Origin of the sequence: Streptomyces sp. TS71-3 (assembly GCF_018327685.1) — a bacterium.
GTDB lineage: Bacteria > Actinomycetota > Actinomycetes > Streptomycetales > Streptomycetaceae > Streptomyces.
Genome location: NZ_BNEL01000001.1, coordinates 3,726,538 through 3,752,443, shown reverse-complemented (window position 1 = coordinate 3,752,443; position 25,906 = coordinate 3,726,538). Strand labels below are relative to the sequence as shown.

Annotated in this window: 18 protein-coding genes, 1 tRNA gene and 2 pseudogenes; 15 read left to right on the top strand and 6 right to left on the bottom strand. The window is 72.1% G+C overall.

Going from position 1 to position 25,906, the window contains the following annotated elements; translation table 11 throughout:
• Nucleotides 1-403 precede the first annotated feature (403 nt).
• From Sm713_RS15175 to Sm713_RS41675, 5 genes and pseudogenes are all read right to left on the bottom strand, one after another.
• The gene (locus Sm713_RS15175; RefSeq protein WP_212910146.1) at nt 404-1,783 is read right to left on the bottom strand and encodes a Cys-Gln thioester bond-forming surface protein; all 1,380 of its coding nucleotides are present in this window, start codon (nt 1,781-1,783) and stop codon (nt 404-406) included.
• Nucleotides 1,784-2,135: 352 nt separating this feature from the next.
• Complete coding sequence (locus Sm713_RS15170) at nt 2,136-2,675, bottom strand: single-stranded DNA-binding protein (RefSeq protein ID WP_212910145.1); 540 nt, start codon at nt 2,673-2,675, stop codon at nt 2,136-2,138.
• Between the two features lie 464 nt (nt 2,676-3,139).
• Nucleotides 3,140-4,747 carry a GTPase gene (locus Sm713_RS15165; protein WP_374195987.1) on the bottom strand — a complete coding sequence of 536 codons (1,608 nt, stop codon included), beginning with the start codon at nt 4,745-4,747 and terminating at the stop codon, nt 3,140-3,142.
• 2,297 nt (nt 4,748-7,044) lie between these two features.
• Nucleotides 7,045-8,235: pseudogene (locus tag Sm713_RS41680) on the bottom strand (ATP-binding protein); the annotation flags it as partial.
• A gap of 906 nt (nt 8,236-9,141) precedes the next feature.
• Nucleotides 9,142-9,519 (bottom strand): annotated as a pseudogene (locus Sm713_RS41675) (dynamin family protein); the annotation flags it as partial.
• A gap of 309 nt (nt 9,520-9,828) precedes the next feature.
• Here Sm713_RS41675 and Sm713_RS15150 point away from each other — a divergent pair.
• The 14 genes from Sm713_RS15150 (at nt 9,829) to Sm713_RS15085 (ending at nt 24,592) form a co-directional block, all read left to right on the top strand.
• Nucleotides 9,829-9,901, top strand: a tRNA-Arg gene (locus tag Sm713_RS15150).
• A 1,148-nt stretch (nt 9,902-11,049) separates the two neighbouring features.
• Nucleotides 11,050-12,240 carry an ATP-binding protein gene (locus tag Sm713_RS15145; protein ID WP_212910143.1) on the top strand — a complete coding sequence of 397 codons (1,191 nt, stop codon included), beginning with the start codon at nt 11,050-11,052 and terminating at the stop codon, nt 12,238-12,240.
• Between the two features lie 20 nt (nt 12,241-12,260).
• A complete protein-coding gene (locus Sm713_RS15140; RefSeq protein ID WP_212912025.1) occupies nt 12,261-13,088 on the top strand; it encodes a roadblock/LC7 domain-containing protein in 828 nt (275 codons plus the stop codon).
• Nucleotides 13,081-13,458 (top strand): DUF742 domain-containing protein, encoded by a 378-nt coding sequence (locus Sm713_RS15135; RefSeq protein WP_212910142.1) that lies wholly within the window; start codon nt 13,081-13,083, stop codon nt 13,456-13,458. Before Sm713_RS15140 ends, Sm713_RS15135 begins: the two co-directional genes overlap by 8 nt.
• A 3-nt stretch (nt 13,459-13,461) precedes the next feature.
• Nucleotides 13,462-14,022, top strand: coding sequence for an ATP/GTP-binding protein (locus Sm713_RS15130; protein ID WP_212910141.1), 561 nt, complete (start codon nt 13,462-13,464; stop codon nt 14,020-14,022).
• A 10-nt stretch (nt 14,023-14,032) separates the two neighbouring features.
• The gene (locus Sm713_RS15125; protein ID WP_212910140.1) at nt 14,033-15,409 is read left to right on the top strand and encodes a cytochrome P450; all 1,377 of its coding nucleotides are present in this window, start codon (nt 14,033-14,035) and stop codon (nt 15,407-15,409) included.
• A gap of 88 nt (nt 15,410-15,497) precedes the next feature.
• The gene (locus tag Sm713_RS15120) at nt 15,498-16,745 is read left to right on the top strand and encodes a cytochrome P450 (RefSeq protein WP_212910139.1); all 1,248 of its coding nucleotides are present in this window, start codon (nt 15,498-15,500) and stop codon (nt 16,743-16,745) included.
• Nucleotides 16,742-17,530: an enoyl-CoA hydratase/isomerase family protein gene (locus Sm713_RS15115; RefSeq protein WP_212910138.1), complete on the top strand. Its 789-nt coding sequence runs from the start codon at nt 16,742-16,744 to the stop codon at nt 17,528-17,530. The genes Sm713_RS15120 and Sm713_RS15115 overlap by 4 nt, the downstream gene beginning before the upstream one ends.
• Before the next feature lie 91 nt (nt 17,531-17,621).
• Nucleotides 17,622-17,951, top strand: a complete 330-nt coding sequence (locus Sm713_RS15110; RefSeq protein WP_212910137.1) for a hypothetical protein — start codon at nt 17,622-17,624, stop codon at nt 17,949-17,951.
• A 56-nt stretch (nt 17,952-18,007) separates the two neighbouring features.
• Nucleotides 18,008-19,117 carry an aminotransferase class V-fold PLP-dependent enzyme gene (locus Sm713_RS15105; protein ID WP_212910136.1) on the top strand — a complete coding sequence of 370 codons (1,110 nt, stop codon included), beginning with the start codon at nt 18,008-18,010 and terminating at the stop codon, nt 19,115-19,117.
• A gap of 372 nt (nt 19,118-19,489) precedes the next feature.
• The gene (locus Sm713_RS15100; protein ID WP_212910135.1) at nt 19,490-20,875 is read left to right on the top strand and encodes a GTPase; all 1,386 of its coding nucleotides are present in this window, start codon (nt 19,490-19,492) and stop codon (nt 20,873-20,875) included.
• A gap of 276 nt (nt 20,876-21,151) precedes the next feature.
• A complete protein-coding gene (locus tag Sm713_RS15095) occupies nt 21,152-21,976 on the top strand; it encodes an SAM-dependent methyltransferase (protein ID WP_212910134.1) in 825 nt (274 codons plus the stop codon).
• A gap of 159 nt (nt 21,977-22,135) precedes the next feature.
• Nucleotides 22,136-22,852 carry a TetR/AcrR family transcriptional regulator gene (locus Sm713_RS40415; RefSeq protein WP_249416301.1) on the top strand — a complete coding sequence of 239 codons (717 nt, stop codon included), beginning with the start codon at nt 22,136-22,138 and terminating at the stop codon, nt 22,850-22,852.
• A gap of 84 nt (nt 22,853-22,936) precedes the next feature.
• Nucleotides 22,937-24,592: an acyl-CoA dehydrogenase family protein gene (locus tag Sm713_RS15085; RefSeq protein WP_212910133.1), complete on the top strand. Its 1,656-nt coding sequence runs from the start codon at nt 22,937-22,939 to the stop codon at nt 24,590-24,592.
• A 101-nt stretch (nt 24,593-24,693) separates the two neighbouring features.
• On the opposite strand, the gene Sm713_RS15080 is transcribed toward Sm713_RS15085, so the two are convergent.
• A complete protein-coding gene (locus tag Sm713_RS15080) occupies nt 24,694-25,098 on the bottom strand; it encodes a helix-turn-helix domain-containing protein (RefSeq protein ID WP_212910132.1) in 405 nt (134 codons plus the stop codon).
• Between the two features lie 143 nt (nt 25,099-25,241).
• Between Sm713_RS15080 and Sm713_RS15075 the strand changes: the two genes are divergently transcribed.
• On the top strand, nt 25,242-25,895 hold the full coding sequence (locus Sm713_RS15075; RefSeq protein WP_212910131.1) for an FMN-dependent NADH-azoreductase: 654 nt from the start codon (nt 25,242-25,244) through the stop codon (nt 25,893-25,895).
• Nucleotides 25,896-25,906 lie beyond the last annotated feature (11 nt).

Genomic DNA, 25,906 nt, shown 5'->3' with positions numbered 1-25,906 from the left:
GAAACCGGCTGGTGCGCAGCACGTCGGCGGGCCCGGCCCGCGGCACCGCCTCCCTGGTCCGCGCCCGCCGGCCCTGTTCACCGGCCTCGGACGGCCGTGCCCACCGGTGCCGTCTGTACGGGCGACCGGACGCCGCCATCACCCTTTGTGACGAAGGGTCCGTGAGCCACGCCACCCTGCCGCCCCGGTGCGGGCTCCCCGTGCCCGGAGGGACGTGGGGACGTGCCTGTAGGAGCCGTGCGCCGTGCCCGCAGGAGTGGGTGCGGGGACATGCCGGTAGCGGTGCGGGGACCGCGCGGGCAACCCGCCGGCGCACGACGGCCCCGGCTCGCCTCGGGGGGCGGGCCGGGGCCGGCTGCTCACCGAGTGCCGCGCGGCACCGGGTGAGCGGGCGTGCCGTGCGTCAGTGCTGGGCGGGGGACTTCTTCTTGCGGACCAGGAAGACCGCGACACCGCCGATCACGACCAGGGCGATGGCTATGCCCGCGATCAGAGGCGTGGCGCTGGAGCTACCGGTCTCGGCGAGGTCGCCTCCCGAGATGCCGCCGGAGACACCGCCGGCCGACGCCGGGCTCGGCTGGGACATCGGCTGCATGCCGCTGTCACTGCGGGTCTTGCAGTCCAGGACGCCCTTGAAGTGCTTCTCGAAACCGTTCGCGCCCTTGATCGCGAAGTCGTAGGCCTGGTCCTCCTGCAACGGGACCGTCACCGTCTCGGACTTGCCGGCCGCGATGGTGTGCTCGAGGCCCATGAGCTGGAACGTGAACGGCTGGTCACCCTCGTTCGTGGCGGTGATGTCGACGCCGTTCCTGTCGCAGTTCTTCTCCGCGGAGAGCGCCGGAATGGGGCCCTTCTTGGCCCAGTCGGCGGTGGCCGCCGCGGAGACCGTGGACTCGCTGGAGCCCGCGAGGATCTGCGTCTGGCTGCGGGTGTCGGAGGCGAACGCGCGGCCCACGGGGACGGTGGTGGACGCCTGCACCGTCAGCGTGGCCGTGGCGTCCTGGGCACTCTGCGGGACGTCGAAGAAGAGCTGGCTGCCGTTGACCGCGGTGGTGACGGGCTTGCCGTTCCTGTCGACGATCTTCACGCCGCTGACGGCCGCGTCCATGGGCGGGGTGACCGTGACCTGGCCGGCGTTGGTCCGCACCGTTACCGGTCCGAGCTTCTCGCCCACGTGGCCGGAGACCGCCGGCGGCTCCAGGGTCAGGGACGCCTTCGGCTCCGCGACGCTCTGCGCGTGCTCCTCCAGGTAGTCAGCGAGCTTCTCGGCGGCCGGGCTCACGGCGTCCACGTCGGCCTTGTCCGAGTAGCGCCAGATGGCGACCTGGGTGCCCGCGGCGGCGTCCTGCTCGCTGAGGGTCTTCGCACCTGCCTTCTTGGCGAGCGCGGCGAGATCGTTGACCTGCGGGTAGGAGTTCTGCAGGATCCAGCTGATCCTGCCCGCGTCGGGGTTGCCGTTCAGCGAGGTGCCGCTCCAGGGAGTCTCCTGGTACTTGGCGTCCTTCTGCGTCGGGTTGTGTATGTCGATGCAGTACGTCTGCAGGGTGCCGCCGTTGTCGACGGTCATCTCGAACAGACCGGCGGAGACCTTCTCGTTCGTGCCGTGGTCGTGGATGACCGCGTCACCGAACGTCTTGAGTCCACCGATCGTCGCGGTGGCCCCACCGTGCTGCTGCGGCGCCTCGTCGGCGGCGGAGGTGCCCGCGGCGGCTATGGTGCCCGCCACCACCAAGCCGGACACCAGGGTCGCGGCGGCGAAGCGGGTGACACCTCGCCGGTACACAGAGAGTGCAGAAAACACAGAATTCCCCTTCGGGCGGGAACTGTGGACATGGGGGGTTTGGTCGCCCGCCAGCAGAATCGGATTCCCCGTGAGCTACGCCCGGCATCCTAGAAAGAGCGGTTGGACAGGATCCCCACTCATACCGTCGTACAACCGATCCGACTCGCAATCGTTATTCAGAAGAGCGGTTCCGAACCTGCCTTATCGACAAATTGATGTCGCCGATCCGTCAATACGGGCAGAACGGGCGGGGGTTGTTCGAGGTCGGCGTGTTCGTGGCCGGCGCGGCCGTCGGGTCGGCGTGACCCTCCGGTCGGCGCGGCGCTCCGGTCGGCGTGCCGTCAGCCGGTCCTCACCCCGGTGTCTCCGCCGGAGCGGGTGCACCGGTCGCCGGTTCCTCCCCCGGAGTTGGGTCCGCCTCCGGTACGGGGTCCCGTTCCCAGGCGGGTTCGTCACCCGGGGCGGTGGTGGCACTCGTCCCGGTGCCGGCTCCCGGCGCGCCCGGCTGCTGCTCGCCGGACGAGTGGTCGGTGCGCTGCGCCCTGCGGAAGGCGGACGTGCCCCGGGAGAGGTCGTGGCCGACCGTGAGGGCGTCGATGTCGGCCGACATCCACTGCTGCCCTCCGCCACGCTCCTCGTTGCGCACCCGCAGCTTGCCCTGCACGATGACCGGCTCCCCCACGGACAGCGAGGCCGACACGTTGCTTCCCAGCGCCCGCCACGCCCAGACGGTGAAGAAGTTGGTGTGCCCGTCCGACCAGAGGCCCGTCGCGGGATCCCTGCGCCGGGCGGTCGCCGCCAGGCGGAAGCGTGCGACCGATCCGGACGGCAGCTCCCGGAAGACCGGTGTGGTCGCCACGTTCCCCACCACCGTCACCAGCGTCTCGTTCATTTTCCGAACCCCCCTGTGTGATCCGCGGATCGCCTCGATCCGCGGATCCTCTTCAGAACCCTTCAGGCGCTTGCGCCGGCGGTCCGAGTCCCTTCCGACCGGCCTCTCTCCGACCGGCCCGTCCCCGGCCGCGGATTCAGATTGCACCCGCGGCAGGAATCCCGCTGAGGCCTGTGGACACCCCGACTGTTGTGGACAACCCCGTCACCCGAGCGGGTGAACACGCCACGTCGCGCGGGTCATCGGCGCGGCTGCCGGGTCCAGGAGCAGGCCGCGGCGCCGGGCCCAGGGCAGGCCTGTGCAAGGCCTTCGCCGGGTCCACGCCGTGCGGGCACGGCTGTCCGTCGGGGGCAACGTGCGGACCGCTCAGGACATCGAGGCGGACCCGCGCAGGCCATCGAGGCGGACCCGAGCAGGAGATCGAGGCGGGCCTCGCTCCGGGGATCGAGCGGGCCCCCTCCGCTTCACCCCACCCGGGCCGCCGTCGGCTGCGCCGGCCCCAGCACCCGCACGTACTGCCCGCGTACCTCCGCGTACCGCAGGAGTTCCGCCGAGACGGGATCCAGGACCCTGGCGCGCCCGCAACCCGCCGCCGCCTCCCGGAGGCGGCGTTCCGCTTCGAGCCCGTAGCGGCGCGCCGGGCCACGGGCCGCCATCCGGCAGCCCCAGTCGACGCCGGGTCCGCCGATGACGCCGATCGCCATCAGCATCACCGGCAGCCCCAGGTTCGGCGCGCAGAGGCCGATGATCTGCCCGGCCAGCCACAGGCCGCCGAAGATCTGCATGATCGTCATGGTCGCCTGGGCCAACACCGCCAGGGGCCACCAGCCGGGCCGCGGGGGCTTGTCGAAGTCCCCGACGGACAGGGCCAGCTCGTCCAGCGCCCTGGGAAGCCCGCGCGCGCCCCGCACGGCCGCCTCCCGCACCGCCTGGGCCCAGGGACCGGGCAGCCCGGCAGCGGCCTCCTCGGCCACCGTGCGCACCGCCTGCTCGACACGCTGTCTGGCGGTGGCCTCGTCGGCCGCGGTGTGCTGGGCCGACCGGCGGATCCGGGGGAACCGCCAGGCCTCGTACCAGCGCCACAGACGCAGCCAGGGCGAGCCACAGGCCTTGTTGGCGTTCCTGCGCCAGGCACGCTCCGCCGCCACGCCCGCGGCTGTCGCGCCGATGGCCTCCGCGAGCCGGTCCGCGAACTCCTCGCGCGCCTCCTCGCTGAGCCCGGCATGCCGCCCCGCCGCGTACACCGGCCGCAGCCTGCCCGCGGCGGCGGTCACGTCGGCCGCGATACGGCGCCCGGCGGCACCCCGCCGAGCGACGAACTGCCCGATGGTGCCGCGCAACTCCCCGATGCCGCGGCCGGTCACCGCGGACACCGCCAGCACGGTGGCGCCGGGCTCGCCGTACTCCCCCAGGGCCACGCCGTCCTCGTCGAGCAGCCGCCGCAGGTCGTCCAGGACCTGGTCCGCGGCCTCACCCGGCAACCGGTCCACCTGGTTGAGCACGATGAACATCACCTCGGCGTGTCCAGCCATCGGGCGCAGGTAACGGTCGTGCAGGACGGCGTCGGCGTACTTCTCCGGGTCGACGACCCAGATGACGGCGTCGACGAGCGCGAGGACACGGTCCACCTGCTCGCGGTGGGCGACCGCCGCCGAGTCGTGGTCCGGGAGGTCCACCAGGATGAGGCCGTTCAGCTGGGCCTCGGCCTCCGGGTTGTGCGGCGGTCTGCGGCGCAGCCGGGCGGGGATCCCCAGCCGGTCGAGCAGCGGCGCCGCGTCGTCCGACCAGCTGCACGCCACGGGGAACGACGTCGTCGGCCGGCGCGCCCCCGTGTCCGAGATCGTCACCCCGGCGAGGGCGTTGAACAACGACGACTTGCCGCTGCCGGTGGCCCCCGCGAGAGCGATCACGGTGTGCCGCCCGGAGAGCCTGCCGCGGGCCGACGCCTCGTCGAGGACCCGCCCCGCCTCCGCGAGCGTGCCGCTGTCCACGCGCGTCCGGGAGAGGCCCACCAGCTCGCGCAGCGCGTCGAGACGGTCCCGCAACGGCGCGTCGTACACGGACTCACTCATACGGGCCTCCCCGTCCGGGGCAACGCTCCCAGGGAGGCTGCCGGCACTGCCACCCAGGTCCACCACGTCGTCCTCCTGGCTGCCGGCCATAGCGCGGCGGGCGATCAGTCCGTCGTCCCAAACGGCCTCGGACTGATGGTCGGACAGATCCTCGGGCTGGTCGGGGAGCGGGTCGGACGGTGGCTGGTGGGGCGGCGTGGGGGCTGTTGGGTCGGGCGTGGCCGCCGGGCTGATGGGGGCTGTCTGGTCGGCCGGAGCTGTTTGTTCGGCGGGAGGCGTCCGTTCCGTCGGAGGCTTCTCTTCCGCGGGAGGCGTCTGTTCCGCGGGGGTCGGCGCCCGGTCGGCGGGGGGTGCCGAGCCGGTGGGGGCTGCCGATCCGGTGGCGAGTGCGGGTTCGGCAGGAGCGGGCGGTACGACGGGATCGGCGGGCGGTACGGGATCGGCGGGCGCCTTGGATGCGCCCTCTGCCCCAACTGCGGCCCCCAGTGCGGAAGGCGGCAGGGCGTCAGCAGGGTCCGGAGACGGCGTGGCAGACGACGTGACCGACGACTGCCCTGCCGCAGGTCCGGACTGCTCGGACTGCGTGGGCAGCGGAACGGTTCCCGGCTGTGCCTCCGGCGGCTGCGGCTGCTCTCCGGCCGCCTCAGGGGGCTGCGGCCCGGCGTCGGGCGCCGCGGGAGCCGCCGGGGCCGCGGGCGCGGCGTGAGGGGCTTGCGGCTCGGGCGTGGGGTCGTGAGCCTCGGGCAGGGCGATGCGTGCCTCCGCCGCGGGAGCCGGCAGCTCCGTCTCCGGAGTGAGCGGCTCGGCCATGGAAGCCAGCGGCTCGGACGTGGGAGCGAGCGGGCCAGGTGCAACGACCACCTGCGCCGGGGGCTCCGGCACGGGCACGACAGGGGCGGGCCCAGGTGCGGGGGCCTCGGAGACAACGTGCTCCAGGGCCGCGGCCCCCGCCTCGCCAGGCTCCACCTCCGGACACTCGTCCCCGACTCCGACGGGCTCGGCCTCACCGGACTCCCCCGGCCGCAGACCCCCGACGAACTCCACGGCCATGGCCTCAGCAGCCGCCACGGCCTCGACCGGCTCCGCCACGGCGCCCTCAAACGCATCGGGCTCCCGCTCGCCGGCCTCGGTCGGGGGCACAACTCCGGCAGGCTGATCCGCAGCAGGCTCATCCACAGCAGCCTCATCCACAGCAGCCTCATCCACAGCAGCCGCAGCCGCCTCAGCCGGAGCAGGCTCCGGCACAGGAGCCCCAGGCGCGAACGGCTCCCCCTCCCCGGACTCGGCCACCGACGCCCCCGATCCGGGGTACACCTCGCGCGGCGCGTCAGACTCGGAACCGCGTTCCTCCTGCGGCCCGGGCCCCGGCCGGGACCCGTGGTCGGCCCGCAGCCCGGTCTCCGGCTGGAACGCTGGATCCCGTTGAACATCCGCACCCGTACGGAGCCCGTCCCCCGGACCCGGGCCCGGACCCGGGGCCAGTGCCGGTGCCGGTGCCGGCGGTGATTCAGGCCGCCGTTCAGGCCGCGGCTCAGGCTTGGGCCCAGGCTCCACAGTGGGCGTGGAGAGGGTCGCCGGAGCGGGTTGGGAGGGCGCCACGGGCTTCGCCCCGGCCCCGGCCCGGGCTCCCGCCTCAGCCTCCGTCTCAGCCCCGGCCTCGGCCTCGGCCTCGATCCGGGACACCAGCACGGACACCGGCTTCCGTGGGGACGCTGCCGGGATGAGCGCGGCCAGGACCTCGGAGTCGCTGTGCGGAACGAGAATGGGCACAGGGTGCGGCAGGGTCCCGCCGCGGCTCCTGACGGCCCGTTGGGATTCCGAGGAGAGCGAGGAGGGCTGGGCGCCGGAACCGGCTTCGGGCTCACCGCCCCCCTCGGTGCCGGCAGCGTGCTCCCGATCGGCGGTACGTCCCATGCCGGGATCGTGCCGCGGCTGGGGGGTGAGCACCTGGGCGCCGGGCGTGCCCTCCGAAGCGCTCGGAGAGACCGTGCCCGCCGAAGCGCTCGAAGCTCCCGAAGGGACCGTGCGTCCCGCGGAACCGTCCTGCACGCGCGCGTGCCCGTCGCCGGCGCGGCCCCCGGCGAGACCCCCTTCACCGGCTCCGCGCCCGGCGAGGTCGCCCCCCGGGCCGTCGCCACCCGGGCCGTCAGCACCTGGGCCGTCACCCGGCTCGCCGCTCCCAGGGCGAACGGTCCCCCCGTGGTCCTCCCCGTCCGCACGCCCCTCACCGGCCGCCTGCGGGACAGGCCCCACCTGGTCGGTCCGGTCGGCGTGGTCCGCCTCACCCGTCACAGCGGTCACTGCGGGCACCTCTCCTTCTGCAGTACGGACAGTGCGGCGATCAGTTCGGCCTGCGGCTCCGCTCGGACGTCGAGGGAGTCGAGGGGGGCGAGGCGCCGCTCGCGTTCGGTGTGCAGGATCCGTTCGACGTAATTGACCAGGAGCTGCCCGCCGCGGTCACGCAGCCGGAGCGCGCTGCGCGCCCCGATCCGGTCGGCGAGCTTCTCGCCCGCGGAACGGGCCCTGCGGCCGCCGAGGAGCGAGGTGGCGAGCAGCGCCGCGACGGCCTCGGGGTCGATCGGCGAGTTCTTCTCCAGGGCCCGCGCCTCGTCCTCCGCGTACTCCTCGATGACGCGCCGCCAGCGGCGCACCGCGAGGCCGATCCGGTGCTCCGCGTGCTCCAGGCCGGCGTCACGGGGCACCAGGGCGGTGGCGCCGGCGCCCGGTTCGCGCCGCCAGCGCTCCTCGATGCGCTCGTCCGCCGCGGCCACGGCGCACAGCAGCAGCGCGCCCAGGCTCTCCACGAGCCCGTCCAGCAGTTCTTCGGCACCGCAGTCCAGCGGGTAGCTGCGCCAGCGTTTCAGCGCGTCTCCGGCGAGCACGGCACCGGCCTGCAAACGTCCGCGTACGCGCGCGTGCTCGTGGTCGTACGCGGCCTCGACCGCCGAGACGAGCCGCACCGCCGCGGCGTGCTGCGCGGCCACGGCGCTGGCCAGCTCGGGCATCCGGGTCGTCAGCGAGTTGAGGACCCCGTTGGCCGTACGGGTGACGGCGTGAGCCCGCACGTTGGGGTCCTGGACGCACTCGGTGAGCAGGTCCCGCAGCGGTGCCACGGCGCTCGCGGGCAGCAGGCCGCCGCCGCCCGCGGACTCGGGCAGCTCGGGCACGGTGAAGCGCGGGACCGCTCCGAGTCCCGCCTTGGTGAGCAGCGCGTCGTACTGGGCCGACACCTCGTCGACGACCTGGTGGGGCACCCTGTCGAGGACGATGGCGAGTGCGGCGTCGTACTGCTTGGCGATGCGGAGCAGGTGCCAGGGCACCGCGTCGGCGTAGCGCGCCGCCGTCGTGACCATGATCCAGACGTCGGCGGCGCAGATCAGCTCGGCGGCGAGGAGGCGGTTCTCGACGACCAGCGAGTCGATGTCGGGGGCGTCCAGCAGGGCGAGCCCGCGGGGCAGGTTGGGTGCCGTCTCGATCCGCAGCACCTGCTCGTCGGCGCCCGCAGGGGTCCGCCCGCCGCTCTGGGACCGGCCGCCGCGGACCGTTCGACCGGTCTTCGAGGAGGGCGAGGAAGGCCAGGGACCGTCGCGGAAGCCCTGGCCCTTGTCCCTGGAGAGGGCCGGTCCCCCGCCGTCGGCCCCGGCCCGTCCTGCGCTGCCCGTGACGGCCCTTCCGCCCTCCCTGACGACCCGCGCCCCGCGTCCGGGGATGCCCTGCCCGGCGTCCTCGGGGACGCGGTAGGCGTGCCCCACGACACGCCGGCCATCGGCGGCCTCAGGACGGACGGTTCCCGTCGTGCGGTTGTAGGGGTCGGTCGCGCCATAGGGATCACGGTCGCGGTAGGGGTCGCGGTCCCCGTAAGGGTCGTGGCCGCCGTAGGAGTCGTGGCCGCCGTGGGGCCCGGGAGCGCCGTAGGCGTCGCCGTACGGGTCGCTTCTGCCGTAGCCGTCGGTCCCGCCGTAGCCGTCGGCGTGTTCATAGGGGTCGCGGTAGCCGTCCCTGCCGGGAGGCTCGCCGTACGGGTCGGTGTAACCGTCGCCGTACGGGTCGCTTCTGCCGTAGCCGTCGGTCCCGCCGTAGCCGTCGGCGTGTTCATAGGGGTCGCGGTAGCCGTCCCTGCCGGGAGGCTCGCCGTACGGGTCGGTGTAACCGTCGCCGTATCCGTCCCCGTAGGAGTCGCCGTAACTCTCCCCCAGGGACTCCCCGAGGGTCGTGCCGCTGCCGCCCCGGAAGGCGTCTTCATAGGGATCGCCGCCGTGCGGCCCGGTGGCGGAAGCGGGAGACCCGCCCGCCGGACCGCGCGCCCCTGTGCGGTGCGCGCCGGAACCGCCCGCGGCCGCCCGGTTCCCCTGGGGGCCCTGGGCGCCGTGGGCCCCGTCGGGCTCCGCGGAGCCGGGCGGCCACACGCGCGTGAGGTCGGGCAGGATCCGCATACCACTGAACCAGTGCTGGTCGTCCGGATGGCAGACAAGCACGGGCGTGCGCGTCGTCGGCCGCAGCACCCCGGCCTCGCTGACCTGACGGCCCACCAGGGAGTTGACGAGGGTCGATTTCCCGGCACCGGTGGACCCGCCCACCACCGCGAGCAGCGGGGCCTGTGGCGCCTTGAGCCGGGGCAGGAGGTAGTCGTCGAGCTGCGACAGCAGCTCCGCCCGGTTGGCACGCGCGCGTGGAGCCCCCGGAAGGGGCAGCGGAAAGCGCGCGGCGGCGACGCGCTCTCGGAGAGCGGAGAGCGCGTCCAGCAGCTGAGGCCGTACATCCAAGGTCACCACATGCGAAGAATGCCCAATTTCGGATGCTTTCTGAAGCATATGGGCGCGTCTGCGTGCCGATCAGACACGCGAGGCGGAAGGGATGCCGGGGGCGAAGGCATAACGAGTGCACAACACCCGGGGCCAGAGGCTCCAAAAGCGATGCGGGATTCGGAACTGCCTGCGATTATCAGGACCGCTTCACCGAACCTCCACATCGTGGCACGATCAGGAGGCAACAGGGACGCGGAGCAAGGAGCCCTATCCTTGTCACCGGCCCAGGCAGATCACGGCCCGCCCCACCGGACCGCGACCGGCCAGCAGCACCCGGCCCCCGTAGCTCAGTGGATAGAGCAGGCGCCTTCTAAGCGCTTGGCCGCAGGTTCGAGTCCTGCCGGGGGCGCGCTCGACTGTCAAGCGTGTACCTGCTGCTCTGACCTGCGGGAATCCAGGGTTATCGATCTTTGCGGCACGGCCTCACGTGTCGCAGCGCGAAACTCCGGGTCCTCTGGTCGGCTGCGTGCTCCGGCCCCTCAGGTGCCTGATCCTGCTTGTCACGGACCGAGCGTCTCGCCTGCCGGCCGGCTATCAGCCAGCCCATGGCCTCCGCGGCTTCCTTGTCCCGCTCAGGGCTCAGGGGAACGAAGCGCGGAGTGGCCGGGACGAGCAGCTGGGTGCGCGAGCCTCGCCGGCGTGGCGATGCGGTTCTCTTCCCGAACACCAGGTCGAGGTGGCAGGCGATCCCCACACGTAGGAGCGAGCTTCACGGTGGGCGGGCGGCTCGGCTTCGGTCGGCAGGTGCGGGCATGGAGCGCGTAGGCCTGCGGCGCGTGCGGGCCTGACGTGTCACAGCATGTGTGCCGCCCACGGGAACACCGCCGAACTCGCACTGGGTGGCCCTGACACCGGAGCATCGCCCTGGGTTGGTCAGGCTGACGTCGCTTCGGTGCGCTTTCGCCGGCGGAACCCGGCCGCCCCCCACAAGCCCCGGGCCTACGGAGGTGGAACCCCCGATCTTGTTTAGTGGCTGACGAAGTGTCACCCTTCGGGGGTCGCTGGATCCGGCGGGCGCGCCCGGCCCGGTCTTCGCGATCAATGGTCCCGCGCCGCCGTGAGGCGGTGAGGGAGCGCGAGCACAGCCCGAGCAGCCGTCGGCACACCACCCCAGCGGCGGTCGCGGACAGCCGGCAGGTGCGCTCGGGTACCACTCGGGCGAGGTCGCCGGGCGCTCCACCAGGGGTCGCCCGGGCACGGCACAGAGGTCGCTCGTGCACCCGAAACGGAGTCGGTGCACTCTCGATTTGCACCCTCTCCAACTGGGCTGTTAGCTCTACCTGTTGACCGAAACCGGAAGCTCATGGAGTGCCCTCTGCCGGTTCGGTCGACGGTGATAGCCTGCCGCCCTCAGCGACCTTGATCCGTATGCCCAGGTGACGGCCTGGAGGCGGTCTGCCCCTCGTACGACATTCCTGCAGTCCTTGTGACGGGTTGCGGATCCTCGCGATGCGTGTCCGTCGGCAGCCTGCCTGCCACGCGCCGGGAAAGGTTTCCATGACTGAAGACGTGCTCCTCTGGTGCCTGGTTGCGATAGCGGTGATAGCCATAGCAGCAGTTGTGGCGCTCACACTGCGCAACAGAGCCGTCGGGGTGAGGAGGAAGGAAGCCGAGGCGGCCCTCGGGCAGCGGCTGAGTTACGCCGAGGCCGAGTACAGCCGCGCCCGGACCGAGCTGGAGAAGGTCCGCCGGGAGCAGGACGGCGTCATCCGGGAGGCCGAGCAGGGGGCCGAGGAGAGCACCAAGGCGGTCCTCAAGGGTGCGGCCCGCTTCCTCCAGAGCCTCGCCGCCGAGCAGACGGCGCTGCTGGACGAGATCCAGCGCAAGTACGGCGGGCACAGCGTCCTCACCGACCTGATGGACGTCAACCACGCCAACGCGCAGATGGCCCGGAAGGCACAGGGCATCGCGGTCATGTGCGGCGCGCCCATCGGCCGCCGCAACCAGCCGGCCAGCGTCTACGACGTCGTCCGCAGCGCCCAGAGCCAGATCCGCAACTTCCAGCGGGTCGAGATCATGCAGTCGAGCGGCATCGCGCTGAAGGCGTCGGCCGTCGCGCCGGTCGCCCTGGCCGTGGCCGAACTGCTCGACAACGCCGCCAGCTTCTCGCAGGCGGACGCACCGATCGAGGTGACCTTCCAGCAGGTTCAGAAGAACCTGTGCATCATCATCGACGACGCCGGCGTCAGCATGAGCGACGAGGACCGGCAGAAGGCGACCGCGCTGCTGTCCGGCGACTCCGTCCCCCAGCTGTCCCAGCTGGGCACCCAGCCGAGGTTCGGTTTCCCCGTCGTCGGCCTGATCGCCCGCCAGTACGGCTTCAAGGTGGATGTCACCGGAGTCTCCCGCTATGGCGGCGTCAGGGCCGTCGTCCTGCTGCCCGAGGAGCTGTGGACCATGGAGGAGATCCCGGCGCCGGCCCCCGAGGCCTTGGCACCGGTGAGCGGCATCCGGCGTGCCGAGGACGGTGAGCAGGGCAGTGCGCGTACGGTGCACGGCCTGCCGAAGCGCGGCGGTCGCAAGTCGCCCATCGTGGGTGTTTCCTCCACAGGGATCACCGCCCACACGGAGCAGAGGCCCACCAGAGTCCCTCGGGGCTCCGGCGGCGGTCTGGGGGCCTTCCAACGCGGCACGCTGACGGGGCGTGACCTTGACGCTGCGACGCCCGAAGGGTCCGAAGACTCATGACCACCACGGACATGTCATGGATGGTCCAGGACATAGTGGACAACGTCCCGAAGGCGCGGCATGCCGTGGTGCTGTCCGCGGACGGGATCGCCCGTGGGGCGACGGACGCCCTGACCGACAAGGACGTGCGGACCATCTCCGCCGCCATGGCCGGGATGCAGTCGCTCAGCCGGGCCACCGCCCACTTCGCCGGACCGTCGCAGGACCGGCAGTGGAGCCAGACCATCATCGAGTTCTCGCAGGGCTGGGTGTTCCTGATCGGGGCCGGGCAGGGCGCCTACCTGGCCGCCGCCGCGGAGCCCGGTGTCGACATGCAGCAGATCTCCTTCCGCATGCACCGGCTGGTCGCCCGGCTGGGCAACAACCTCACCTCGCTGCCGCGGTTGAACGCGGGTGACGCGCCTCGGGCCGGGGGCGACGCCGCGGCGCGGCCCCAGGGCCCGGTGGGTTCGGGGTTCGTGATCGCCGAGCTGGACGAGGCGATCGCTTCCGTGCGGGGCGCCCGGCACGCGCTGCTGCTCGGGGCGGACGGTCTGCCCCACGGGGCGAGCACGGGGATCGGCAGGGACCTGGCGGACACGATCTCCGCGGCGATGACGGGCATCCACGCCTACAGCCGTGCGACCGCGCCGTTCGCGAGCGGGCAGCGGGACGACGAATGGCGCCAGACGGTCATCGAGTTCCAGCACGGCTGGATCTTCCTGATCGCGGCCGGTGACGGTGCCTTCGTGGCAGCGGCCGCCGAACCGGACTGCGACATCGAGGAGTTCACCACGCACCTGAGTGACCTGATTCCCACGCTCATCGCGCCGAAGGCGTCGCAGAGCGAGGGGGCCGGCGATGCATGACGACGACGGGCCCGAGCTGACGTCCGCGCTGGTCCCCCTTTTCGTCATCGCGAAGGGACGTGCGTTGCCCGCGGACAACGAGTACGAGCACACCACGCTCGTCACCGCCCAGGAGGGCACCTCCGCCGCGGCTCGCACGCTGTCACCGGAAGCCCAGGCGGTCATGGACCTGATCGCCGACGGCTTCCTGTCCGTGGCCGAGGTCTCCGGCTACACGCGGCTGCCGCTGGGTGTCGTGCGCATCCTTCTGGCGCAGATGGCCGAGGATGGCCTGATTTTCGTGAGGAATCCGGTGGCGCGTACCGAGCGCGCCGACCGCGAACTGCTCACTGCCGTGCTTGATGGCCTGAAGACTCGATTCGGAGCGTAAGCCGTGTATCTGGATCCAGCTGTCTCCCGTTCCGTGAAGATCCTCGTGGTGGGCCACTTCGGGGTCGGGAAGACCACCTGTATCGGAAGTATCTCCGAGATCGAACCGCTCCAGACCGAGGAGGAGATCACCGAGGCCAGCGAGAGCTTCGACGATCTCTCGGGCACCCCGGACAAGACGACCACGACGGTGGCGATGGACTTCGGGCGCCTGACCCTCAGCGAGGACCTGGTCCTCTACCTGTTCGGGACGCCGGGACAGGAGCGCTTCAAGGAGATGTGGGAGGGCCTGTCCCGGGGCGCGCTGGGCGCCCTGGTCCTGGTGGACCCCGAGCGGCTGGGTGAGAGCTTCGCCGTCCTGGATCTGGTCGAGCAGTTCGGCCTGACGTACGCCATCGGTGTCAATCGCTTCGACGAAACCCCCGACTATCCGCTCGATGAGGTGCGCGAGGCACTCAATCTCTCCGAGGACACCCCCGTCGTCCACTGCGACGTCCGTGACGAGGACTCCTCGGCGCAGGCACTCATCACCCTCGTGAAGCACCTCATGTCCATACTCGGCTAGGAGCCTCGGCATGAATCAGCAACCCGACACGAGCGGCAGGCCGGCAGGTTGCCCCGCTCACGGCAACGTCCCCCTGTACGGGCCCGAATTCGGCTCCGACCCCGAGCGCGTCTACGAGCACCTGCGCTCGATGGGGCCCAGTGCCCCGGTCGACGTGGCGCCGGACGTCCAGGTCGAGCTGGTGACCAGTTACGACGCGAGCCTGTACATCCTGCAGAACCCCGCCTCGTTCGTGCGGGACTCGCGCCGCTGGAACGCGCTGAACGAGGGCCGCGTGCCCGCGGACAGCCCGGCCCTGCCCATGATGGGCTACCGCCCCAACGCGCTGTTCAGCGACGGCGCGGCACACGCGCGTCTGCGGCAGGCGGTCACGGACAGCCTCGCCACCGTCGACCAGGCTCGGCTCGTCCGCCTGACCCAGAACTCGGCCGACTACCTGATCAGCCTCTTCAGCACCGAGCCCCGCGGCGAGGCCGAGCTGATGGGGGCCTACGCCCAGCCGCTGCCGCTGCTGGTCTTCAGCGAGTTGTTCGGCTGCCCGCCCGAGATCGGCGACCGCGTCATCACCGGGATCAGCGGCATCTTCGAGGGCACCGCGGGCGCCGACCAGATCCTGGGCGGCGCGCTCGCCGAGCTCATCGCCCTCAAGCGCCATCAGCCCGGCCAGGACCTCACCACCCGCCTGATGGTGCACTCCGCCCGGCTGACCGACGAGGAGGTGCTGCACCAGCTGGTGACCCTGCTCTCCGGCGGAACGGCTCCCCTGGCCGCCGCGATCGGCACCAGCAGCGCGCTGTACCTCAGCGACGACTGGCCGACCGGCCTGCCGATCGAGGAGGCGGTCGTGAAAACCCTGTGGAAGTACGCGCCGATCGCCAACTACGCGGGCCACTACCCCACTCAGGACGTCGAACTGGGCGGCCGGACGCTCAAGGCCAACGACCCGGTGCTGATCTCCTTCGCGGCGGCCAACAACGACCCCAAGCTCACCGAACACCGTGAGCAGCTCAGCGCCAAGGCCCACCTGGCCTTCGGCGCCGGACCCCACGCCTGCCCGGCCAAGGACCCGGCGTTCATGATCGCGGTCACGGCCGTCGAGTCCCTGCTCAACCGGCTGCCCGACGTCGAGATGCGGGTCGCCTTCAAGGAACTCGACTGGGCACCGACGCCGTGGAGCCGCTCCCTGCTGGACGTCCCCCTCCGGTTCACCCCGCGCGCCGTGCCGCCGGCCACCCCCGCCCGGCCCGCGGCACCGCGTTCCGACCAGGCGGCGCTGCCGCCGTCCGCGGTCCCGCAGGCGCCCCCGGCTCCCGTGCCTGCCCAGAGTGCGGGGCAGCCCAAGGGAGGGATGTTCAGCCGCTTCGTTTCGTGGATGAGGGGTGAGTGACGTAAGTAACCACAGAAGAACACTGTGTTAGTGGATGCTTCAATCACCCCCGGGGTAGAGATGACGGCGGCAGAAAGGGGCCGTCATCTTGGGCAGTGTCACGACTCCGTCATCCGACCGTCGGGCCACCGTTTCCCTATTCTCCCGTCTCCGTACAGCCGTAGGACAGGCCGATCCTTTCCCGATCTACGCAGAACTCAGGGAGCGGGGCCCAGTGAGCCCCGCCCCCTGGGGCGGCTTCCTCGTCACCGGTTTCCGCACCTGTGACGAGGTGCTGCGCAGCAGCGCCTGGCTCGAACCGGACGCCCGCTGGAGAGAACGACAAGGGGCGAGCACACGCTGGAGCGCCCCTTCCTCGCGCGAGATCAGCCGCACCCTGCCCGCCCTCAACCCCCCGGACCACACCCGGGTGCGCCGGTCGGCGGGCAACTTCGACCGCACCACCATCGACCGCATCGGCCGAAGAGTGGACCGCGTGGTCGAACGCCTCCTCGCGGGCCTGAGGGACCGTCTCCACTCAGGGGAGGCGGACTTCGTCGCGCTGGTGGGCGAGGAGCTTCCCGTCGTCACCATCGGCGACTGGCTGGGGCTCCCGAGCTCGGACTTCCCCCGCCTGCGCGAACTCACCCACGACCAGGTCTTCACCCAGGAGCTGCTGCCCTCGGCCAGCCAGTTAGCGCGATCCGACGCCGCCATGGACGAACTGCGCGCCTACTTCCTCGACCTGGTGCGCGAGCGGCGCAGGCGTCCCGGCGAGGATCCGGTGTCCGGGTGGATACGGACCTGGGACTTGCTGGAACCCGACCAGGACAAGGCGGATGAGGCGGTCTACTTCCTCGCCCTCTTCGTCCTCCTGGCAGCCCTGGAGACCACCGCCACCCTCCTGTCCACCATGGCGCTCCTCCTCGTCGAGCACCCCGACTCCTGGAACCTGCTCGCCGCGCAACCCGACCTCGTCCCCGCGTTCGTGGAGGAGTCGCTGCGCTACGACCCTCCCACGCACGTGATCAGCCGGATAGCCGCCCGGGACTGCCTCCTGGAGGGCTTCGAGGTCCGTGCCGACGACATGGTCCACCTCCTGGTGGGTGCCGCTCATCGGGACCCTGCCCGGTTCAGCCATCCCGAATCGTTCGACGTCCGCCGAAAACCCGCCCATCTCTCCTTCAGCGGTGGGATCCACTACTGCCTCGGAGCGCCCCTGGCCCGGCTGGAGGCCCAGGCCCTTCTGAGGCGGATGGTCACGCACCTTCCCCGCCTCACCCTGGTCCGCCGCCCCTCACGGGCGCCCAGAGTGGCGTTCAGGCGTCTGATGAACCTGGATGTCGCCCTCGCATGAACACTCACACCACCCCCGCCGCCGCGCCGGTGTCCGCCTTCAAGCCCATAGGCATCGCGCAGGCCGGCCCGGTCCTCCATGTCAGGCTCAATCCCTCCGTCCAGGACGACACCCTGAGCATCGCCGTCCTGGACGAACTCATCGCCGTCCTCGACAGCCTCAACGAACGTCCCGACGTCCGCATCCTGGTCCTCTCCTCCATGGGCGACGACTTCTCCCTGGGAGCCGACCGCCGGGAGTACCAGGACGCCCTGGCCAGGGACCCGACCGGAGCCGCGATGCGCCGCATCGCGGACAAGGCCCACCGCCTGTGCCAGGCCCTGGAGAACACCCACGCGATCACCATCGCCCGGCTCCACGGCAAGGTCACGGGTGCCGGCCTCGCCCTCGCGGCACACTGCGATCTCCGCGCGGGCGCGGACACCTGCCGGTTCCGCATGCCGGAACTCGGCGTGGGTCTCGCGCCCACCTGGGGCGGCTCCATGGGCCGCCTGATCGCGGAGGCCGGCGTGGCGAGGATCCGCGAACTCATGCTCACCTGCGACATCTTCGACGCGGCCACCGCCCACCGACTCCATATCCTCCACAAAGTCACCCCTCTCGACCAGCTCGACGACGCCATCACCGCCTGGACGAAACCCCTCGCCAGGCGATCCCCCGAGGCGCTCGTCCTGACCAAACGCATGCTCACCGGCTACGCGAAGGCCGCCCGCACGGCCGACATCGCACTGCTCGACTCCCACCTCCTGACCGCTTACGTGAACCCGCGCCGGGGCCGTGACTGACGACACCCCGGCGAGAGTCCACGCAGGGTCGGCCATGGGGCGCTGAGGGATTGGTAGGCGCGGCGGCGGGGGACGCCGCGGTCTTCGAAGCGTGCGGGCGAACAGCAAGGAGTCGCCGTCGGCAACCTCGGGCCGACCACCACGGTCGCCCCGGGGCGGCGGCGACCACCTGCCTCGAACGGATACCGACTCTCTGGACGTACCGCCCGCTCCCTGGACGTACCGCCCGTCACAGCCATCGGCCTGGACGCCGCCCACCTCCTCGGCGCCGACGACGACGCGCCGGCACGCCCGGGGGGCCGAGTTCGCGGCGCGCATCGGTGTCGAGCCGCGCATGGTGACCGGTGGGCACATGGCCCCGCTGAACCGCCCGCAGGAGATCGCGTCTGCTCTGCGGGCGCTGCTCGACGACGGCATCTGAGCCCAGGAGCGGGGCCAGGTTGGCCCCGGCGGGGGTGAAGCGGAACGATGCCGTGCATGGGACTGCATGCCAAGTACGGGCTCACACGGGTGATCAACGCACGGGGGCCGTTCACACCGCTCGGCGTCTCGCGGAGCGAGAGCCGGGTCACCGCCGCGGTCGCGGAGGCGCTGTCGGGCTTCTTCGTGGTGGAGGAGCTGCAGGAGCGGGCCGACCGCGCGCTCGCCCGGTTCTCCGGGGCCCAGGCGGGGGCCGTCGTGCACTGCACGGCGTCGGCCATCACCCTGTCGGTCGCGGCCACGATGACCGGCCGTTCCGCGGAGCGGATCGCAGCGCTGCCGGACACGACCGGCATGCCGGCGGCCGTGGTCCTTCCGGCGGGGCACGCCATCGACTACGGCCACCCCATCGTGCAGGCCGTGCGGCTGGCGGGGGCCACCGCCGTGCCCGTGGGATCGGACGAGCGGTGCACGCGCGCCGATCTGGAGGCGGGTCTCGCGCGGCCTGACGTGGCGTGCCTGCTCCTGGTGTCGTCCCGGCTGGTGCGGGGGGCCGGTGTTCCGCTGTCCCAGGCGGTGGCGCTCGCGCACGGTCGGGGGGTGCCGGCCGTCATCGACGGTGCCGCCCAGGACCTCCGCGTCGAGGAGCTGTTGGACACCGGCGCGGACCTCGTGACGGTCAGCGGGCAGAAGTACCTGGGCTCCCCGACGGCGGGCCTGGTGGTCGGACGTGCCGAGCTGGTCGCGGCGGTCCGTGCGCAGGAACGGGGCATCGGCCGGGCGATGAAGGCGAGCAAGGAGGCCGTCGTCGGCGTTCTCGCCGCGCTGGAGGCCCGGCACGAGCTGGACATCGCGGCGTGGGGGCGAGGCCAGGCGGACAAGGTGGAGCGGTTCGTCGAGCGGGTCGGAGCCCTTCCGGGGATCGAGGCCGGCGCCACCGCGGACCCGACCGGCCTGCCCTTCCCGCGTGCGAGGATCAGCGTGGATCCCGCCGCGGCGGGGATGGACGCCGCCGCGCTGGCCGTGGCCCTACGGGTGGGCTCGCCGTCCGTCTGGGTCATGACCGACGAGCAGGAGGCGGGAGTTCTGGTCCTCGAACTCGTGCCGCTGGCGGATCCCGAACTCGACGCGATCGTGCACAGGCTGGCGGAGCTGCTTCCGGGCTGACATCGGCGCGCGTTGCGGACACGGCGGTGGGCGCACCAGAGGCGAGGGCACCGGCGGCGAGGAAGACCCGGTCCCTGGACGAACACAACTTGCCCCGCCTGATAAGGACGTGAGGCCCTCGGTCAGCCGGCCGTCCGTCGACAGCGGAGGGTTGGCCAGCTGCGGCAGGTAGTGCTCGAAGAAGAGCTTCGCGGAGAGCTGCCCTCTCGTGCCGACCCCGGTCTTCTTGAACACCACCTTGAGATGGTCCTGCACGGTGCAGCCCGATATGTGGAGGCTCCGGGCGATGTCCTCGGTGGAGCGGGTCAGACTTCTGTGTGGTGGGGAGCCGTGGCGATGCCGTCCACGGCGGTGGTGGTCCGGGGGGATCGTGTGAGCACAGAGAGTCTGCCGCATGCACCTGTCGACCGTCGCGCCGTCCTCTCGGAGGCGACGGCGGCCGCGGTCGAACGCAGCCGGCCGGTGGCCCGGGAGCTTCAGCACGGGGTGGAGACCGTCGTCGCGAAGCTCGCCGGGCACCTGGACGCGCTCCCGCCCGAAGGCGACCCGGACGGGCTGCACCAGCTCGCCGGCGAGCTGGTCGACGAGGTCTGCGATGAGCTGGAGGAGTTGATCGGGGACCGGGTCGACGGGCTCGACGCGTTCAACATCGTGCTCTTCGGCCGCACCGGCGCCGGAAAGAGCAGCCTCATGGAGGCGCTGAGCCACGGCGACGGCGGCTCGATATCGCCGTGGGGCGCGGCGGACTGGAGCACCGACGTGCGTCCGACCACGTGGCAGACCTGCTGGGTGTTCGACACCCCCGGGATAGCCGGGTGGGGCCGGACCATGGCGCGCGCCGACCTGTGCGGCAGCAAGCGCAGCGAGCTGGCGATGGCGCTCGACTCCGCCGCGGCCCTCGCCCGGATCGGCGCCAAGGCCGCCCCGGAGCGGGTCCTGTGCGTGGCGAGCGATCCGTACGGGCTCCAGGGCAGCGCGCGCGAGCACTTCGACGCGTTCCGGCACTGGGACGGCATGGACGAGTTCGAGGAGGCGTTCGCCCGGCTGCGGCCGGCGCTCCTCGCGAACGGCGTGGACGTCTCGCTGCTGCACGGCGGACTCGCGCGCCTCGGCGGCCTGGTGCGGACCGCGCAGGAGGAGTCGGCTGCCGCACGGGAGCGCGGCGGCCGGCTCGGTTCGCTGCGTGCGGAGGCCGCCGATCAGCTGCGCGAGGGTGCGGCCATCCGAAGCGCCCGCGCCGACCGGCTGGAGTTCGTCGTCGGCGAGTTCCTGGACCGCGAGCTCGGCAAGGCGATGCGCAGCAAGAACGCGGACGAGCGCCGGGCTCTCGCCGGGCGCCTGGAGCAGTGGATCGACAACACCGAGCTGCGCGCCCCGGTCGGAGCCTGGCACGCGGAGACGACGCGCGAATCGGCCGCCTGGGAGCGCACGGCGGCCAGGACCCTGAAGCGCCGGCTCGACTCGCGCGGCTTCCAGACCACGTTCCCGGACGCCGGCGAGAAGGTGAGCCTGGGGTTCCTGAGCGGACACCGCGGCAAGAAGCGCGCCAGGACGCCGCCAAGGGCATGGGGCGGCTCGGCGTCGCCATCGCCAAGGCCGACGCGAGGTTCGTGGCACGCGTCGGCGCCGTGTTCAACCGCACCATCGAGCCGGGGCAACTGGCCCGGCGTGCGGCCCAGCTGGGCCGGGCAGGCGCGGTGCTCCAGACCGCGGCCGGTGTCGTCGATCTGGTCACCCTGGGGCTCAGCCGGGCCCTGAAGCCGTGGCAGGGCCCGGCCCGGCGGGCAGCGGAGAAGCAGGCCGGGCGCCCAACCACCGAGCCCGGCCGTCGAGCCCGGCTGCCGAGCCCGGTCATCGAGCCCGGCTCGGGCTCCTTCGAAGCCGCACCCGACGTGCACCCCATCGCACCCAACTGCTCTTCCGGGACCGTGAGTTCGGCGTTATGGTCACCGCGGCCGGCGGCGCGCTCGTCCTGCCCGGCGGCACAGCGCGCCGGGCGCGTCGCCACGACGCGAACGGAATTGGGGTCCCACCATGACCAGCTCCCCCGAGATGAGGGACGTCGACACCAGCAAGGCGCACTCGGCCCGCATGTACGACTACTACCTCGGCGGCACGAACCACTTCGCCGTCGACGAGGAGGCCGCCGCGAAGGTCGCGCGGGTCTGGCCCGCCGTCATGACGTGCGCTCAGGAGAACCGGGCCTACATGCACCGGGTCACGCGCGTCCTCGTCCGGGAGCACGGCATCCGGCAGTGGCTGGACATCGGCACCGGGATCCCGACGGAGCCCAACCTCCACCAGGTGGCCCAGAGCCTGGCCCCGGAGGCCCGGATCGTCTACGTCGACCACGATCCGCTGGTGCTGACGTACGCGCAGACCCTGGTGCGGAGCACCCCCGAGGGCCGCATCGCGTGCGTACTCGCGGACTTCAACGACCCCGAGGCCATCCTGAACGCCCCGGAGGTCGAGCAGGTCCTCGACCTGTCCGAGCCCGTAGCGCTCTCCCTCAACGCGCTGCTGCACTTCGTCACCGACGCCCAGGATCCGTACGGGACCCTGAACCAGCTGCTGGACGCCCTCCCGTCCGGCAGCGTCCTGACCCTCTCGCACTCCACCGCGGACTTCGACCCGGCCACCTGGGAGAAGATCGTCCAGATCTACTACGCCAGCGGGACACCCTTCCGCGTCCGCGACAAGGACGAGGTCACCCGCTTCTTCGACGGCCTCGACCTCGTCGAGCCCGGCGTCGAGGTGGTGCACCGCTGGCGCCCGGATGCCGGCGAGGCCGCCGAGGGGCGCAAGGAGCGCACGGACGCGGAGATCAGCCTCTGGGGCGGGGTGGGCATCAAGCGCTAGCGGCACGGTGACGTGAGGGCCGGCCCCATTGCGGGTGCCGGCCCTCACCTCTCACCCGCCGCACGCCGGGTCTTCCCAGGTCTCCGGGGAACGGTGCCGCGACGGCGGCACGTGCTACGGTCCTCACAGTCAGACCTGACTGTGAACCGAGGAGGCTCCGTGGCGACCCGCGACGAGCAGGGCGCGGCCACGCGCGCACGTCTCGTGGACGCGGCCGTGGAATCGCTGATCGAGTCGGGCTACGCCTCGACCAGCGCGGTCAGCGTCCAGCGCCGGGCGGGCGTCAGCCGGGGTGCGCTGCTGCACCACTTCCCCACCCGGGAGGCCCTGTTCACCGCGGCCGTCCACCGCCTCGTGGAAGCCAACCTGGAGGCCATGCGGCAGGAGCTGGCCGCCGCTCCGGCGGGCGGTGATCCGGTCGCCCGGGGCATGGGGGTGCTCCGCAGGTCGAGTTGGCGCCCGTCGTTCGGGGCGGAGCTGGAGCTGTGGAGCGCGGCGCGCACGGACGCACCGCTCCGCCGGGCGCTCAGGGACGCCGAGCGCGGGGCACTGGGCAAGCTGCACTCCATGATCGACGAGATCTTCGGCCCGGAGATCGTGACCGGCTCACCGCACTACCGGCTGGTGGTGGACGTGACGGTGCAGCTCATCCGCGGCCTCGCCGTCACGGCCTCGCTCTACGAGCACCCCGACCGCGCCGAACCGCTGATAGGCCAGTGGGCCGACCTCGTCCGGACGCTGCTCGGGGACGGCCTTCGAACCGGGCCGGCGACCGCTCCCTCGAATCCGAAGCCGGAGCCGGGTCCGGAGGCGGAGCCGGGTCCGGAGGCGGAGCCGGGTCCGGAGGCGGACCCGGACCCGCAGCCCCACCCGTAGCCGTAGCCAGTCCTTCGAGCGCAGCCCCTGCACCGAACCCTGATTCCTCCCCCGCACCCCCGCCCCACCCCAGAAGGCGCAACCATGCCCGCCACGCACGAGGTCATCAACCAGGTCCCGCCGCTGCCCGACCACAACACCGCCGACGACCCGGCCCTCCTTGAAGCGCTCGCCCGCGGCGGCGCGGACTGGGCGGGTCCCGAGCTGCGCGCCGCGGGCCTGCTGGCCGGCAGCGGGGAAGCCCGTGAGTGGGCCAGGCTCGCGAACGAGAACACGCCCGTCCTGCACACACACGACCGCACGGGCAACCGCATCGACGAGGTCGAGTACCACCCGGCGTGGCACAACCTCATGCGCGCCGCAGTCGGCTTCGGCCTGACGGGCGCCGCCTGGCAGGAGGAGCGGGCCGGCGCGCACACCGCCCACGCGGCGCTCTCCTACGCCTGGGGCCAGGTGGAGACGGGGCACATGTGCCCCATCGGCATGACCTACTCCGCGGTGCCGACGCTGCGGCACTCCGCCGACCTGGCCGAACGGTACGTACCCCTGCTCGCCTCCACCGACTACCAGCCGGGCGCGCAGCCGCCGCTCGCCAAGCGCGGGCTGCTGGCCGGGATGTCGATGACGGAGAAGCAGGGCGGGTCCGACATACGCGCCAACTCCAGCCGTGCCACCCCCTCCGCGGACGGCAGCTACCGGATCACCGGCCACAAGTGGTTCACGTCCGCCCCGATGTGCGACGTCTTCCTCGTCCTGGCGCGGGCGGCCGGGGGGCTGTCGTGCTTCCTCATGCCGCGGATCCTGCCCGACGGCACCCGCAACGCCATCCGGCTGCAACGCCTCAAGGACAAGGTGGGCAACCGCTCCAACGCCTCCGCCGAGGTGGAGTACGACGGGGCCCAGGCCTGGCTGATCGGCGAGGAGGGCGCCGGCTTGAAGATCATCCTGGACATGGTCAACGCGAGCCGGCTGCACGTGAGCGTGGACAGCGCTTCCGCCATGAGGGCCGGCACCGTCGCGGCGGTCCACCACGCCTCGCACCGGCGCGCCTTCGGTGCCCCGCTGATCGACCAGCCGCTGATGCGCAACGTCCTCGCCGATCTCGCGCTGGAGAGCGAAGCGGCGCTCGCCCTGGTCATGCGCATCGCCCAGGCCGCGGACGGCGCCCAGGCGGGCTCCGACAGCGAGTCCGCCTTCCGCCGGATCGGGGTCGCCCTCTGCAAGTACTGGGTCCCCAAGCGCACCCCCGCGCACGCCGCGGAGGCGCTGGAGTGCCTGGGCGGAAACGGATACGTCGAGGAGTCGGGCCTCGGGCGGCTGTACCGCGAGGCACCGCTCAACTCGATCTGGGAGGGCTCGGGCAACGTCGTCGCGCTGGACGTGCTGCGCGCCCTGCGCCGTGCCCCGCAGACGGCGGACGCCTTCCTCGCGGAGCTCGACACCGCGTCGGGCGCCGACCACCGTTACGACCGGGCCGTCCACCGGCTGCGCACCAGGCTCTCCGGCCTCGCGGCCGGCCCGGAGGCGGACATGCAGTTCGACGCCCGGCGGACGGCGGAGGCGATGGCCATAACGCTCCAGGCCTCGCTGCTGCTGCGCCACGGCCACCCGGCCGTGGCCGACGCCTTCTGCGCGAGCCGGCTCGACGGCGACGGGGGCCATGCCTTCGGGACGCTGCCCGCCTCCGCGGACACCAAGCCGATCATCGAGCGGGCCCGCGTGGCCAGACCGGGCGGCTGAGGGCGATGTGACGGCGGAGTGGTCCCGCCACGGGACCGCTCACGTCCCCGAGCAGGAGGGCAGGACCAGCCGCGCACCGGCTGCCGGCCGTCGCACGACGGTCAGGATGCGGCGGCTGCGCTGTCGACCGCGGCGCGGTGCGCCTTCACCTCGGCAGCGTGCACCGCGGCCCACGCGAGCAGGCCCTCCACGGGTTCGAGCAGGCTGCGCCCCAGATCGGTGAGCTCGTACTCGACGCGCGGCGGCACCTCCGGATAGGCGGTGCGCGTCAGCATGCCGTCCCGCTGGAGGTTGCGCAGGTTCAGCGTGAGCATCCGCTGGGAGATGCCTCCCGTGTCGCGCTGGATCTGCGTGAAGCGCCGAGCACCGCCGGCCAGGCTGGTGATGATCAGCAAGGTCCACTTGTCGCCGACCTGGTCGAGGACTTCGCGGGCGAACGCGCCGTCCGGGCCGTAGCTCGCGCAGACAGGTGAGAGCGAGGACTCCCGTGAGGTCAACAGAGGCACCCTTCAATGTTCCTTAGTGACATATATGTGCCTTTTGTAAGGCTTCGCGAAGTATTGCAGGCTGGGTCACGCACAAAAGGTAACCACTGTGCGAGCCGCGGTGTTCCGCGTGCTCTCCCCTGCCTGCAATCCGGAGACCTCTCATGTCCTACCTCCTGCACATCGACTCGTCCTCCCAGCACAAGGGCTCTGTCTCCCGCGCTGTCGGCACGTCCTTCCTCGACACCTGGAGTCTCGACGGTCGCGCCCTGCCCGTGATCCACCGGGACCTGGCCGCCACCCCCGTCCCCCACCTCTCGGAGGTGGGGATCTCGGCGCGCACCACCGGTGCCCACGCGCTCACGAGCGAGGAGCGTGACGCGGCGGCGATACAGGAGGAACTCGTCACCGAGTTCCTCGACGCGGCGGCCTACCTCTTCACCGTGCCCATGTACAACCTCGGCGTGCCCTCGGCGTTCAAGGCGTGGCTCGACCAGATCACGATCGTCGGCCGGACCATGGTCCCGGGCGAGCCGGCGGGAAAGCGGGCCGTGGTGATCTCCAGTCGCGGCGGCGGCTACGGCCCCGGCACCCCCAACGAGGGCAGAGACCACGTCGTCCCCTTCCTCAGGTCGCTCATGGGGGACCTGCTCGGCCTCGACGTCCGGTTCGTGGTCCCGGAGCTCACGATGGCCGCCGCGACACCCGCCATGTCGTCGCTGGTCGACCTGGCCGAGAAGTCCCGGGCGGCCGCGGAGGAGGAGGCGGGCCGGCAGGCGCGGGAACTCCTCGCGGCACTCGCGCCCCGTCCGGCCTGAGCGCACCTCCC

Bases quoted from the DNA above. Each gene is read 5' to 3' on its own strand.
- Sm713_RS15170 (WP_212910145.1), bottom strand. From the start codon at position 2,675: ATGAACGAGACGCTGGTGACGGTGGTGGGGAACGTGGCGACCACACCG.
- Sm713_RS15165 (WP_374195987.1), bottom strand. From the start codon at position 4,747: ATGAGTGAGTCCGTGTACGACGCGCCGTTGCGGGACCGTCTCGACGCG.
- Sm713_RS15145 (WP_212910143.1), top strand. From the start codon at position 11,050: ATGACTGAAGACGTGCTCCTCTGGTGCCTGGTTGCGATAGCGGTGATA.
- Sm713_RS15140 (WP_212912025.1), top strand. From the start codon at position 12,261: ATGGTCCAGGACATAGTGGACAACGTCCCGAAGGCGCGGCATGCCGTG.
- Sm713_RS15135 (WP_212910142.1), top strand. From the start codon at position 13,081: ATGCATGACGACGACGGGCCCGAGCTGACGTCCGCGCTGGTCCCCCTT.
- Sm713_RS15125 (WP_212910140.1), top strand. From the start codon at position 14,033: ATGAATCAGCAACCCGACACGAGCGGCAGGCCGGCAGGTTGCCCCGCT.
- Sm713_RS15115 (WP_212910138.1), top strand. From the start codon at position 16,742: ATGAACACTCACACCACCCCCGCCGCCGCGCCGGTGTCCGCCTTCAAG.
- Sm713_RS15105 (WP_212910136.1), top strand. From the start codon at position 18,008: ATGGGACTGCATGCCAAGTACGGGCTCACACGGGTGATCAACGCACGG.
- Sm713_RS15095 (WP_212910134.1), top strand. From the start codon at position 21,152: ATGACCAGCTCCCCCGAGATGAGGGACGTCGACACCAGCAAGGCGCAC.
- Sm713_RS15085 (WP_212910133.1), top strand. From the start codon at position 22,937: ATGCCCGCCACGCACGAGGTCATCAACCAGGTCCCGCCGCTGCCCGAC.
- Sm713_RS15075 (WP_212910131.1), top strand. From the start codon at position 25,242: ATGTCCTACCTCCTGCACATCGACTCGTCCTCCCAGCACAAGGGCTCT.